The organism is Ochrobactrum sp. MYb379 (assembly GCF_037479515.1).
In the GTDB taxonomy this organism is placed as follows: domain Bacteria; phylum Pseudomonadota; class Alphaproteobacteria; order Rhizobiales; family Rhizobiaceae; genus Brucella.
Genome location: NZ_JBBGYW010000003.1, coordinates 1 through 13,905 on the forward strand (window position 1 = coordinate 1; position 13,905 = coordinate 13,905).

Here is a 13,905-nt window from a genome sequence, read left to right on the forward strand (position 1 = left end):
TTTTAACATATTGAAATAATATATAGCGCATTAGGAATTATTACCTGATCAAATGAATGCATATTAATTTTCTAATCATAACTATCATTTTGATTTCATTTTAAAATACATAAATTGATGGCTAACGTCTTATTTCTTACGTTGATTTACCATTCCTTGATTTATTAATTTACACCTTGGCAACACTTTTGAACTGGGCATGCAAAATTTGAGCGACTCCGCCTGTCGAGAAGTCATAAACAAACAAGACGATAACCTTAGCAAAATCGACAACTGATACGGTGTTAGTAGAGCCATGATTAAGCAACGGACATCTGTCACAAATACCCCAGTCGGATTCGACAGTCGTCGCCCGTAATCTCGATGCGAACGCGTGCAGATGTCTTAAACTTAAGACATCTGCGAAAGCCTAGGCTTCTTTTGATAGTAAAAGCATATCAGATACCGTGATCATAGATATGATGCACTTAGCAATACGTTCCCAAGATCAAATGTTAAAAACTTAGACCCAGATTGCCTTTTAGCGTGCTTGTCGAATATTCTTCACGATACACGCCCTTATCCTGCAAAATAGGGATTACTTTTTCGACAAACTCATCAAAGCCGCCCGGCGTGAGATGTGGTGCAAAAACGAAGCCATCAGCAGCATCGGCTTGCACGTATGTGTTGATTTCATCCGCAATTGTTTGCGGCGTGCCCACAAATTCCTGTCGCGCTGTTACCTTGATAATTAAATCACGTATGCTGAGCTTATCTCGGTCAGCAAGCTCACGCCATGCCCGCGCCGTATCAATGCGGTCATCATAACGGTTGGCACGCCCCAAAGCCAATTGCTCATGTGCAACATCCGGTTCAAGTTCCGGCAGAGGACCGTCCGGATCATAGCTTGAAAGATCACGGTTCCAAACCTGTTCCAAAAACGTAATCGCCGATTTCGGGCTAACTTGCTGTAGACGTATCTGACGCAGCTTGTGCTGAGCATCCTCTAGCGTATCACCCAAAACAAAATTTGCGCCCGGTAAGATTTTGAGTGAATCTGGGCTACGTCCGTAATGCGCAAGGCGCTGCTTCACATCGTGATAGAACTGTTGACCGGCTTCAAGTGTGCCATGCCGCGAATAAATAACATCGGCATGACTCGCAGCCAGCTCCCGCCCTTCCTGCGAGTCCCCAGCCTGTGCAATTACAGGCGCACCTTGCGGCAGAGGTGCTAAATCAGAATGCCCCTTAATATCGAAGTGCTTCCCCTTGAAAGCAAACTCACCACCGCCCCAGATTTTTTGCGCGGCATCCAGAAACTCGCGCGCACGCTCATAGCGTTCCTTAAAAGGCAGATGATCACCCCGCCGGAAATTTGCGCCCGTAAATGCGCCAGGTGACGTCACCACATTCCAACCAGCACGGCCACCTGAGAGAATATCAAATGTCGCGAGCTGACGAGCCAGTGCATAAGGCTCGTTAAATGTGGTGGTGAGCGTACCGATCAGCCCGACATGCTCGGTGATTGAAGACAATGCGGTGAGAATGGCCAGCGTATTCGGACGGCCTGCAACATCGAGTTCGTGCAGTTTGCCTTTTTGCTCGCGTACCCTCAACCCCTCCGCCAGAAAGATAAAATCAAATTTTCCACGTTCAATTGTTTCGGCAAAATGCCGGAACGATGAAAACTCAATCTGGCTCCCTGCTGCCGGGTCGCTCCAAACGGTGAAATTGTTGACGCCCGGAAACTGCGCTCCAAGAATAACCTGCTTAAGCTTTGTCATTGTGGTTTCTCCTTCGCTCAAGCGGCTGTTTCGTAACGATTAATTGCTTCAGGCAGACCAAAGCGCGCACGCAGCGTGGAGCCTTCCACATCGCGAATAAGCTTTTGCTCACGCAGTGCTGGCAGCAGCTCATTCAGAACAAAATCGCTTTGTGATTTCGGATCGGACAAAACCAACCTTATCCCCTTCGCGCACAGCGCTTCGCTTCGGAGAATATTTTCAATCACTCGCTCTACATTTGGCACTTCTGAAAGCTCGATATCTCCGACGATTACGGGCGCAGTACCACCTATCGCTTTGAAAAGTGGTTCATCCACGGGAACAAAAACGACGTCAGCGCCGCGTGCTTTGACAATGTCATTATGGTTGGTGATTGTGGTCGCAACGACAGGCTGTCCCTGCGGTGGGCGCGGTGTAATCGACGGCCCAAGAACCTTAAAATTATCGCTCTCAAACTTGATATAGTGAAGCTTGGAAGCATCAAGAAAACGCTGGGTTTTCTTATCGCGAATGACCGCATCATCTTCCCAGCTATCCCACAGCCTGCGGATCACTTCGATTGCGTCTTGCGCATCGCGATCAAGTACTTCTTGTTCTAGCGAAGGGTAGCCGTTCAAAACGCCTAGAGCTTCGTTCGCCTCGATATTGCGTTCTTTTGCAAGATTTTGCACCAAAAGGCCTGCCCGTCCCTCACTGACATAATCGAGCGTTGCAATGGCAGTTGAGACGTGAAACGGCTCCAGAAAATTCACCGCCGCACCAGCGATAATTCCGATATTTGACAAACGTGGAGCCAACCAATTTGCAAGCAATATGGCATCCAACCCGTCGCCATTTTCGTTAGCAAAACTATCTTCCAGCGTCAGAAATGCGAACTCGTCGTCAAACGGCTTTGTCAGCTCGGTCCAGAACTCTCGCGATGGCTTGTCACTGTTCTGCGAAGCGGTAGCCACATCGATACCCACACCGAAGAGTAGACCTTTGGATTGCGTCATGTCTTTATTCCGATCGTCAAAAATTGATTGATGGCTAGCCAGCACGAAGGGCGCTGAGTTCTGGACGAGAAGCGCCGGAGGCTGGGATGATCTTTGCGAAATCGCTCAAAATTTGCGCATAATCCTCAGCAAAGAACTCATAAGGTAGCTCAAGCCGAAACTCTGACACCAACGGCAAAACCGGATCTTTGGATAGTGTTTCCAGAATCTCATCAGTCGTACCGACGATATCCGGCAAGAACAGCGTGCGACGCGGACCGTGAGCAAAACCAGTCCTTTTATCGCGCTCAGCAACAAATTCAGCATAGCGACGACGTGCATCTGGGCTAGCGCTATCGGTTGGCAAGATCACACGACCCAGAGCAACACGCGGCGCGCGTTCATGCGCCCACTCTTGCCGGAATCGCTCAATCAACGCTTTCTGCGCGGTCAGAAAATCATCTGTGTTTTCGCCGCTGACAATGTTGCCGGTTAAAAGGTTGAAGCCAGCCTGCCCCGCCCATTTTGCGGAGTTTTGTGAACCACCGCCATACCACAAGCGGTCTGTCAGTCCCTCAGCGAACGGCCTTAAACGTGGAATTTGTGCGCCAGCAGCATTGCCCGCTTCGGTCTCACCCGAAAGCGGCTCTGAGCGTAAGGCTCGCGCCAGTTTTTCAGCCCGCGCATGGCTGTAATCAGCAATTGGAACCGTATCAACAAAGTCCTCAATCAGATGCGCAAAAGGCGGTGCACCAACCGAGACACCAACATTTAGCCTGCCATGTGAAAGCAGATCGACGGTCGCCAAATCCTCAGCAAGACGAAATGGATTTTCATAGCCAAGCTGAATAACCGCAGTGCCTAGGCCAATGCGTTTTGTTCGCTGCGATGCAGCTGCAAGGAAGGTCGATGCAGAAGAAATGCCACGCTCCAGATGACGCTGGCGCACCCAGCCACTGTCATAGCCTAGTCGCTCTCCATGCTCGAAAAGTTGCAACGTATCTTCAATGCCTTGGGCCGGATTGTCCTCACGGTGACTGCCGGGAATGAGAAAAGCAAAATGTTCAATATTGGAAAATGGCATATTCTGCCCCCTTTAAGCAGCTGTTTCGCGATAGCTTTGAAGTCGCGCCAGGATTTTTGCTTCCTGCACCGCTTTGCGTTCCTGCACACGTTGTGTTGCCTCTTCAAACGAAGCTGCGGCCGGATAAATTGGCGTAGCAATTGGATGCCCCAACTTGGGTCCGATATGCTTTTCAAAAGGCAGTGAGCGATAGCGCTGAACATCGACTGATGTATCAAACAGCGGTCGATAGCCGAGCGAGATATAGAGGGCAGTCGCCTCCGGCTGGCGGAAGCCTGTCGAAAGATAGGCCCGCGTATAACCCAACTCTCCAGCAGCTTCCTCAAGAGCGACGACGATGCGGCGCGCCAGTCCCTGTCTGCGCAAATGCGATGCAGTCCAGATGCGTTTGAGCTCCACTGTCTCATCATCCTGGCTCATAAACGCACCACCGGCGATAGTCTCTCCATCGCGCTGCAACAGCAAAAAACCTCCAAGCGGCGGCGCGAATGCCTCCGTTGGGTAGCGAAGGATTTCCGTGCGCGCACCACCGGGACGATCTAAGTTCGCGTAGCGGCTGTCATACTCTTGAACCAAGCCATCAATAAGTGGCTGCGCAGCTGGGTCCAAAAGTGAGGATTGGGTAATAATATCTACCATAAGAGACCTCTATAGAAACAAATACTTTTTCATGAGCGGTTTTCAGACAGCAAAACCAAAACATGGAAAAGCATATTTTCTATACGGTGCATCTTTGTTTTATGATTTGCACGGCATGAACGTTTAATCAAACAACAAATATTAGAAGAACATTGCTAGATTAAAACTCTACAAAAAACATAGGCTATATCTTCATTGATTTTACTGATGGGGACAACATGCCTTATGCGCTTAGCTTTCTCGACAAAAGCCCTATTCATGATGGCGAAGATGCCCAAACGGCTCTCAGCCGCACAATAAAGCTTGCACAGAAAGCGGAAGCCGCAGGTTTTCATCGTTTCTGGGTGGCCGAGCATCACAATTCGCCAGCACTCGCCAGTTCTTCGCCGGAAGTGCTGATCAGCTTTTTGTTGGCACATACGAAACATATTCGTATCGGCTCGGGCGGCGTGATGTTGCAGCACTATAGTGCTTACAAGGTTGCTGAAAACTTCAATCTCCTTGCCTCTCTTGCTCCAGGACGGGTCGATTTGGGTGTCGGAAAAGCGCCGGGCGGCCTGCCGCTTTCAACGCGCGCACTGCAAGGGGCTTATGATCCGGACCAAAAGCTATCCTTTGAAGAACAACTGAAAGAGCTTGACCATTACCTAAGCCATCCCATCAAAACGGCTGACGACGAAAATCATCTGGCGGCCTATCCGGTTCCACCGCAAAAGCCTGACCGTTTCTTGCTGGGTGCCAGTGTTGAAAGCGCTCAGCTTGCAGCGCGCCTCAATTGGGATTTCGTCTATGCTGGCCACATTCAAGGCGATCCGATAGCGATCAAAGAAGCGGTAGAAGCCTATCAGTCAATTGCGAACCGCCCTGCAATTTTAGCGGTCAGCGTTATTGTTGCTGAGAACGATGCTGAGGCGGAAAAACTGGCCGTTAACACAAGTCGTTTCCGCGTAACCGCTAAAGGCTCGCAGCCTGTCAATGTCGGCAGCCGTGAGCAAGCACTGGAATATGTAAGGCAGGCAGGCGCCACGGAATACACAATCGAAGAGCGCATACCGCATGTCATTCGCGGCACGGCCCGCCATGTTCACGCCGAACTTCAACGCCTGCATCATGATTTTGGCATCGCTGAGTTCGTTATCGACTGTCCAGTTTCAGAGGGCAGCCATCGTCTCAAAACCATTGAGCTGCTCGCCAACAATCGCCCGGCAATCGCGGCATAAGTTTTCCCAATCTCCCGACACTGGATGATCAACGTGGTAACAAGACGAATTTTTCTTACAGGTGCCAGCGCTATTGCTTTCACCATCGCTGCAGGCTTAACAACAACTTACGCTCAAACAGAAGCCAAGCCAGTCAGTGGCGGCTCTCTCACATGGGGCGTTGAGACAGAGCCAAGCACGCTCAATCCGCACTTGAACGGTCAGGCCAAAGCCAAGCTCATCTTGCGCAACAGCTATGAATCCCTTTTGGCCCGCACACCGGAGGGTGGTTATGTGCCATGGCTCGCCAAGAGCTATGAAGTTGCTGAAGACGGCAAAACCTACACGTTTAAACTACGCGACGGCGTGAAGTTTTCGGATGGTGAAAAATTCGATGCGGCGGCTGTTGCTCTCAACTTTAGCAAACTCAAAGAACCCACTTATTCGGGAAGCATCAGTGCAGGGCATGTCGCGCGTGTCAGCGAAGTAACCGCCGTTGACCCACTAACTGTCGTTATAAAACTCGACCGCGTTTACGCACCTTTTCTGGATGGTGCGGCCGGCATTGAACTGATCTCGCCCAAAGCATTCGAGTCTACACAGCTGAAGGCTGGTGGAACAGAAGTCGCAGGAACCGGGCCATTCGTTATCGACCGTTATATCAAGGGTCAGGAAATCCGTTTCGTTAAAAACCCTGATTATAATTGGGCGCCCCAAAATGCCGCGCATCAAGGCCCGGCCTATCTTGATGATGTGACCTATCGTTTCCTGCCTGAATCCTCAGTGCGTATCGGCGCACTCACTTCCGGGCAGATTGATGCCGCAGAAGGTATTTCGGGCAATGACGCACAGCTTTTCAAGGATAATCCGGAATTTACCTATCAGGCTGCGCTCAATACCGGAACACCCTACACACTCTATCTCAACATCACCCGCGAACCCACTTCCGACGTCAATGTCCGTAAAGCAGTGCTGGCTGCCGTCGATGTCGAACGCATTATTCAGTCGGTTTATCGCGGTGAACGCGAACGTGCTTGGGGCATTCTTACGCCCGCTGACACTGACTTTTACGACAAGTCGATTGAAGGCACTTACGGGTTTAATCCAGAATTTGCCAATAAGCTTCTCGATGAAGCTGGCTGGACAGAACGTGATGCGGACGGCTTTCGCACCAAAGACGGCAAACGTCTGACAATCGAGGTTGTGCAGTCGCAATCCACCGTGCGTGATCAGAGGGATATTCTGTTGCAGGCCGTGCAAGCACAGGCGCGGCAGAATGCAGGCATCGATATTGCGCTGCAATATGTAGATGCGGGCACCTATTCCAGCCGTCAGAAAGACGGCGAATACGGCATCATTCCAAACTCGACCACGACGCAGGAAAACGGCGTCACCATCTATTTCCATTATCTGCCACGCGATAAGGGCGGCTCGATCAACTATAGCCGGACAGAAGACCCCAAAGTCTCCCAATGGCTGGACGAAGGCGCTTCCACGCTCGATCCCAAAAAGCGCTTTGAGACTTACGCAGAACTGCAACGTTTTGCGTTGCTTGATCAGGCCTATGGCCTGCCGCTCTACGTGCCTGCCGATCAAATCGTCGCATCATCCCGCGTTCAAGGCATTGGTTTCCGCGCTTTCAAGCGGCTTCCGGAAAACGCCTACGACATCTGGCTTCAAGATTAATTTCATCCTTCTTACGAGAGACCGATACATGCTTAATCGCCGATATTTCCTGACACTCGGAACCGCAGTTTTCGCAGCGGTCGCACTGCCAAAAATCGCATTCGCGGAAGATGCCAAACCCGTTGAAGGTGGCAAGCTGGTCTGGGGCGTTGAAACACAGCCTGCAACGCTCAATCCGCAACTCAATGGTCAGGACAAAACCAAACTTCTGCTGCGCAATGCTTATGAATCGCTGCTCGCACGTACCGCTGACGGCGGTTATGTATCTTGGCTTGCGAAAGATCATAAGATTTCGGACGACGGTAAAACCTACACATTCACGCTACGCGATGATGTGAAGTTTACGGACGGCGAAAAATTCAATGCGGAAGCGGTCGTAGCCAACATTACGGCGCTCAAAGACCCAGCCTATTCCGGCAGCACAAGCACCGGGCCAGTGTCGCGCATTGCAGAAGCGAAGGCGCTTGACGAAAACACCGTCAGTTTCACACTCAAAGGCATTTACGCGCCATTTCTCGATTATATTGCCAGCCTGGAAATTCTCTCGCCTGCTGCATTCAAATCTGAAGAAATCAAATCCGGCGGACCTCAGATTGCAGGAACCGGTCCTTTCATTTTGAAGCGCTATGCCAAAGGACAGGAACTCAACTTCGCAAAAAACCCGGATTACAACTGGGCACCAGCAAATGCTGCTCATCAGGGGCCAGCCTATCTGGATGAAGTGACCTACCGTTTCCTGGGCGAGTCCTCGGTCAGAACCGGCGCCCTTACGTCTGGTCAGGTTGATGTCATTGAAGGTGTTTCCGGCAATGATGCGGCCTTGTTCAAGGACAATCCTGACTTCACCTATCAGACGGCCTTGAATACCGGCACACCTTATTCGCTTTTCCTCAATGTCGAATGGGGGCCAACGCAGGAGCTGAATGTTCGCAAAGCGCTGGTTGCCGCGATTGATGTCGATGCCGTTCTCAAGTCTGTCTATCGCGGGGAACGCACCCGCGCATGGGGCATCACTTCGCCTATTGATCCGCAGTTCTACGATAAAAGCATCGAGGGAAAATACGGTGCAAATCCAGAGCTTGCCAATAAGCTTCTTGATGAAGCGGGCTGGACGGAACGCAATGCGGAAGGCTTCCGCACCAAGGATGGCAAGCCGCTGACCATCGAAGTTATTCAGGCACAGGCAACAGTGCGTGACCAGCGGGACGTTCTCTTGCAGGCTTTGCAGGCGCAGGCGCGCCAGAGTGCGGGCATTGATCTCAAGATCGTTTATGTGGATGCCGGAACCTACACAGATCGCCGAAAGACCGGCGAATTTGGCTCGATTGCCAATTCCAACACGCCAACCGACGCTATCGATATCGAGCTGCATTACCTGCCACTCGATAAGGGCGGCTACATCAATTACAGCCGCGCATCCGCGCCTGAGTTGGCGCAATTGCTAAACGAAGCCGCTTCGACGCTCGATCAGGCCAAGCGGTTTGAGCTTTACAGCAAGCTGCAAAACTTCGCCATTTTGGATCAGGCCTATGCCCTGCCGCTTTACGAGCCAGAAGATCAGGTTGCGGCAGCAAGCTACGTCAAAGGCATCAGCTTCCGCCCATTCAAGCAACTTCCAGAAAGCGCGCACAATATCTGGCGCAGCGAATAAGCACGCTTTTTCGCGGACTTCGACACAAAGGAGCTACAGATCATGGATGCTGAAAATACCACGACCATCGGTCGCGCACCCGCAAGCTGGTTGCCCCGGCGTTTCGGAGTTCCGCGTAACAGTCTTACGGGACAAATCACCCTGCGCATAAGCTCAGGTCTACTGGTGCTTTGGGCGGCGATCACCCTGAGCTTCATCAGCGTCCACCTCGCGCCGGGCGATATCGTCAGCATATTGATTGGCGAGCAGTTACGCACGCCTGAAGTAGAGGCCGCCATTCGTGCAGAATGGGGTCTAGGTGAACCGATATTCGTACAATACCTGTCCTATCTCGGACGCATTCTGCATGGCGATTTTGGCCGCTCTTATTATCTGCAAACAGATGTTTCTGAGCTGCTTTATTCGCAGATGTGGCCGACGCTAAAGCTCGCAGGGGCCTCGCTTTTTGTGGCAATCGTCTTTGCGGTGAGTAGCGCGGTCCTGACTGCTGGTAAAAAGCTGCCGCGTTCAATCGCGGCCGGCACAGAACTTGTGCTGATTTCAACGCCATCCTTCTGGCTTGGCATCGTTCTTCTCTTCGTCTTCTCCTTCACACTCAAGCTGTTTCCTGTGTCGGGCGACAGGAATTTCGCAGCACTCGTTCTTCCAGCTCTATCGCTTGGTTTGTCTTTAGGCGCGGTGATCGGACAGGTCCTACGCGAAGGTCTGGAACGCGCACTGGAAGAACCCTTCGCGCTCACCGTTCGTAGTTGGGGAACCAGCGATCTCGTGTTGCGGCTTCGACATGGTTTGCGCCATGCGTCGCTGCCAGCCGTGACACTCACCGGCTGGCTGATTGGTGGACTTCTTTCAGGCGCAGTCATCACCGAAGCCGTTTTCGGACGTCCCGGTCTTGGGCGCATCACGGTTGATGCAGTGCTTTATCACGACCTACCGGTGGTGCTGGCTGTCGCTATTTTCTCGGCGTTTATCTATGTGGTGATGAGCACCATCGTTGATGTGCTCTATCTGCTGATTGATCCGCGCCTGAGAACCGAAGGCCGGAGATAAATCATGAGTGTCACCCCCGCACTTGAAACGCACTCGACGGCAAAACCGGCTGGTACAAGCTTACGTGATCTGACCCGATTGATCCTTTCGCGCCCGTCACTGGCACTACCATCACTCTTTCTAACGCTCATTGCCGTTGCAACACTCTGGCCGGGTTTACTTACAACAGCCGATCCATTGCTCGCGGATCCGCTACAAGCACAATTACCGCCTTCTGCAGAACATTGGTTTGGCACCGATCATTTGGGCCGCGATGTGTTTTCACGCGTGGTTCACGGTGCGCGCTATTCCGTTCTGATCGGCTTTAGCGCTGTAGCGATCGGTGCTATCGCTGGCTCGATTTTGGGGCTGCTGGCTGGACTATCGCGCGGCTTGGTTGATGAAGCAATTTCCCGCTTTCTCGATGTGGTGTCCTCGTTTCCCGATCTGCTGCTGGCTCTTGTTTTCATCTCGTTCACAGGACCGGGCACCGTCAATCTGATCTTTGCGCTTGGGGTTGCTATCATTCCGCGTTTTGCCCGCGTCGTGCGCGCGCAGACCTTTGTTATCGCGCAAAGCGGTTATGTCGAGCAGGCGAAAACATTTGGGCTGAAGCGTCACATCCTCGTGTTGCGGCACGTATTGCCCCACGCCATTGCGCAGGTACCAATCCTTGGAACAATCGGGCTTGGCACAGCAATCATCAGCGCTGCGGGCTTGAGCTTTCTTGGCATGGGACCGCAGCCGCCAGCTCCCGAATGGGGCGCGATGCTCTCAGAAGCGCGCAATTATCTGCGTGTCGCATGGTGGATTGGCGTCTGGCCCGGTCTGGCCATCACACTCACCGTTATCTCCATCAGCATTCTCGGACGACGCTGGCAGCTTGCCTTTGAAGGCCGGAGACAGTCATGACAACGCCCCTTGTTGAAATCCGCAATCTATCCATCAGCTTTCAACGCGATGACCAGTTGGTCAAAGTCGTCGAAGGCATCAATTTGACCATTCACCCCGGTGAGACGGTAGCGCTTGTTGGAGAGTCCGGTTCGGGCAAGTCAGTGACGGCACGAGCACTAATCGGACTTTCAGGCCCAAGCGCAATCGTCAAAGCCGACCGCTTTGAAGTCGATGGTCTGAATGTCCTTGATTACCGCGATAAGGAATGGCGCGGTCTTCGTGGCAACAAAATCGGCTTTGTCCTGCAGGACGCGCTGGTTTCGCTCGATCCGCTACGTCGTATCTCGCAACAGCTTTCCGATGCCTTCGGCGTCAAGGGCTTCTTCCGAAGGCCGGATGGCACGGACCGCAGCAAGGCACTGCTGCGCTCGGTCGGCATTCCCGACCCTGATCGCAGATTGTTGCAATATCCACATCAGCTTTCCGGCGGTTTGCGGCAACGCGCACTGATCGCAACAGCAGTTGCACGTTCGCCGTCACTGCTCATTGCCGACGAACCGACCACAGCGCTTGACGCGACGGTTCAGAAACAGATCCTCGATCTTCTTGCGGAGCGTCGCCGGGCGGGACACACACTTCTGCTGATTAGCCATGATCTTGCTGTTGTATCACGGCTGGCCGATCGCGTTCTGGTCATGCACAATGGCCGCATCGTTGAGGAAGGCCCGACTAACCAGATCCTCAATGCGCCGAAGGAAGCCTATACCCGACATTTGCTTGAAGCCGTACCGTCGGCCGGGTCGCGGGGCTACCGGCTATCGCCAGCACAGCCGCACCAAGCTCAAGTCAGGGTGGCTCTGCCAGCAAAGCGCATCGATGAGAGCACCAATGTTCTGGAAGCCAAAGGGCTTTTCAAACATTATGGCAAAGCCAACACGCCTTTGGCCGTCAATGATGTCTCATTCTCGCTGAAAGCTGGCGAAGCGCTCGGCATTGTTGGGGAATCCGGCTCTGGCAAAACCACCGCCGCAAAGATCGTTCTAGGACTCACAGAACCCGACCAGGGTACAGTGCATATTGATAGCAGGCTATGGAGCAATCTGCGCGAGGAGCAGCGCCGCGAACAACGTGCGCATATGCAACTGATTGCACAGGATGCCCTCAGTTCGTTCGATCCGCGTTACACGGTTGAAAAGATCGTCGGTGAAAGCCTTGATTCCGTTCATATCTATGGCGATGAACGCCGCAAGCGCGTGGTGGAAGTGCTGGATGCCGTGCGTCTGGGGGCGCAGTTTCTCAAGCGCTATCCCCGTGAATTGTCGGGCGGTCAGCGCCAGCGTGTCGCCATCGCGCGTGCCTTTGCACCGCGCCCGAAACTTTTGGTGGCCGACGAGCCTGTAAGCGCGCTCGATGTATCGGTGCAGGCTCAGGTGCTCGACCTTCTGGCCGAGCTACAAGCAGCTTCAGGCACATCGCTTCTGTTCATTTCCCACGACCTTGGCGTCGTCCATCATCTGACAGACCGCGTTCTGGTGATGAAGGACGGTCGCATCGTTGAAAGCGGCGCTGTTGAACGCGTCTTTTCCCAACCACAGCACAATTACACACGCGCCCTGCTGGATGCGGTTCCAACGATAAGCGCCGCTTAATTTACAAGGACATTACCATGACCAAAACACGTACCCGCCGCTTGAAAACCCTGTTCGGTGCCAGCAACGTTGTTTCCGCAGACAATGACCAGGACAAGACCTTTGGGTTCAAACGCGCAATAGAGTTGGCAAAGAAGGCGGAAGCCGAGAAAATCACCGGTCTTTTTACTGCCGACCTTCTGCAACTTGATCCGGCGGGTCTTGCAGGCACCACTGGCACGCAAGACCCGGTTATCGCGCTTGCAGCGCTGGCACATGCCACATCGCATATCGGGCTTATTGCGACCGTCTCAACGACATTTTTGCATCCTTATAATCTCGCACGCCAGATCGGAACGCTGGATCATTTGAGCGGTGGCAGAACGGGCTGGAATGCCGTTACCTCTTCGGTCGGCGAAGAAAATTTCGGCGGCGATCTGCCAAGTCCGGAAGAGCGCTATGAACGGGCTGCGGAATTTATCGAGATCGTCAACGCGCTTTATGATGCAAATGAACGCGATGCAATCACCCGCAAAGCTTCGGGGAATATCGCGGTTGATCCGTCGAAATTTCACCCCATCAACTATCGTGGCAAGCATTTCAGCGTAGAAGGGCCACTGAATGTGCCACCTCTGCCGCAGGGTCGTCCGGTTCAGTTTCAGGCCGGCCAATCCGACGCCGGTGTCACAGTTGGCGCACGCTATGCGGAGGTTGTTTATACATCGCAGCCAAAGCTTGAAGACGCTGTGGCCTTTGCCACCGAGCTGTGCCGCAGAGCAGCACAGTTTGGCCGCGGCAACAATCTGCCATTCATCATGAACTCGCTTCATTCGCTCATTGGCTCATCGGAAGCCGATGTTGCACGCCGTGTGAAGGATAAGCATGAGGCTATCGATTATGATCAGGGGCGTGTCAAACTTGCAGATATGCTCGGCGGTCATATTGATCTGAGCGATCTGCCGCTCGACAAGTCTCTACCGGAAAACCTGCTGCCGGAAGTCACCAGCATTAACCGCCGCCGGGGCCGTGTTGAAGTCTTCCGCCGCTATGCGCGTGAAGGCCTGACGCTGCGTCAGTTGATTATTGAGGCACAGGAAACCGGTCACTGGTCGGTGGCTGGCACGCCGGAGCAACTCGTTGATGCGATTGAAGAACGCTTCAATACGGGTGCTGTCGATGTTCTCACGCTGCACGGCATTGGTAATCCCGATCAGGAAGATTTGCTTCTCAATGGTCTGATCCCGGAGCTTCGACGCCGGTCGTTGATTGATACGGATTATATCGGTTCTGACTTCCGAGCCAATCTGGAACTGCCAGCCTTATCCGTTGCAACACCATCTCAAGCCCGGAGCGCCTGA

Annotated in this window: 11 protein-coding genes; 7 read left to right on the top strand and 4 right to left on the bottom strand. The window is 52.8% G+C overall.

Features of this window, described 5'->3' with window-relative positions; translation table 11 throughout:
• Positions 1–494: 494 nt before the first annotated feature.
• The 4 genes from WH356_RS07265 to WH356_RS07280 are packed head-to-tail and all read right to left on the bottom strand — an operon-like array spanning position 495 to position 4,460.
• Positions 495–1,763 (bottom strand): NtaA/DmoA family FMN-dependent monooxygenase, encoded by a 1,269-nt coding sequence (locus tag WH356_RS07265; RefSeq protein ID WP_339509530.1) that lies wholly within the window; start codon positions 1,761–1,763, stop codon positions 495–497.
• A gap of 17 nt (positions 1,764–1,780) precedes the next feature.
• The gene (locus WH356_RS07270; RefSeq protein ID WP_339509531.1) at positions 1,781–2,758 is read right to left on the bottom strand and encodes an LLM class flavin-dependent oxidoreductase; all 978 of its coding nucleotides are present in this window, start codon (positions 2,756–2,758) and stop codon (positions 1,781–1,783) included.
• Positions 2,759–2,792: 34 nt separating this feature from the next.
• Positions 2,793–3,821 (bottom strand): LLM class flavin-dependent oxidoreductase, encoded by a 1,029-nt coding sequence (locus tag WH356_RS07275; protein WP_339509532.1) that lies wholly within the window; start codon positions 3,819–3,821, stop codon positions 2,793–2,795.
• A gap of 12 nt (positions 3,822–3,833) precedes the next feature.
• Positions 3,834–4,460, bottom strand: coding sequence for a GNAT family N-acetyltransferase (locus WH356_RS07280; protein ID WP_339509533.1), 627 nt, complete (start codon positions 4,458–4,460; stop codon positions 3,834–3,836).
• A 218-nt stretch (positions 4,461–4,678) separates the two neighbouring features.
• Between WH356_RS07280 and WH356_RS07285 the strand changes: the two genes are divergently transcribed.
• Genes WH356_RS07285 through WH356_RS07315 form a run of 7 tightly spaced genes read left to right on the top strand, consistent with a single transcriptional unit; the run spans position 4,679 to position 13,905 of the window.
• The gene (locus WH356_RS07285) at positions 4,679–5,680 is read left to right on the top strand and encodes an LLM class flavin-dependent oxidoreductase (protein ID WP_339509534.1); all 1,002 of its coding nucleotides are present in this window, start codon (positions 4,679–4,681) and stop codon (positions 5,678–5,680) included.
• A gap of 33 nt (positions 5,681–5,713) precedes the next feature.
• Complete coding sequence (locus WH356_RS07290; protein ID WP_339509535.1) at positions 5,714–7,345, top strand: ABC transporter substrate-binding protein; 1,632 nt, start codon at positions 5,714–5,716, stop codon at positions 7,343–7,345.
• A 28-nt stretch (positions 7,346–7,373) separates the two neighbouring features.
• A complete protein-coding gene (locus tag WH356_RS07295) occupies positions 7,374–8,996 on the top strand; it encodes an ABC transporter substrate-binding protein (protein ID WP_339509536.1) in 1,623 nt (540 codons plus the stop codon).
• Positions 8,997–9,038: 42 nt separating this feature from the next.
• Entirely contained in the window at positions 9,039–10,046 is a 1,008-nt protein-coding gene (locus WH356_RS07300; RefSeq protein WP_339509537.1) for an ABC transporter permease, read from the top strand.
• 3 nt (positions 10,047–10,049) lie between these two features.
• A complete protein-coding gene (locus tag WH356_RS07305; RefSeq protein WP_339509538.1) occupies positions 10,050–10,937 on the top strand; it encodes an ABC transporter permease in 888 nt (295 codons plus the stop codon).
• Positions 10,934–12,568 (top strand): ABC transporter ATP-binding protein, encoded by a 1,635-nt coding sequence (locus tag WH356_RS07310; RefSeq protein WP_339509539.1) that lies wholly within the window; start codon positions 10,934–10,936, stop codon positions 12,566–12,568. Before WH356_RS07305 ends, WH356_RS07310 begins: the two co-directional genes overlap by 4 nt.
• A gap of 17 nt (positions 12,569–12,585) precedes the next feature.
• Positions 12,586–13,905: an NtaA/DmoA family FMN-dependent monooxygenase gene (locus tag WH356_RS07315; RefSeq protein WP_339509540.1), complete on the top strand. Its 1,320-nt coding sequence runs from the start codon at positions 12,586–12,588 to the stop codon at positions 13,903–13,905.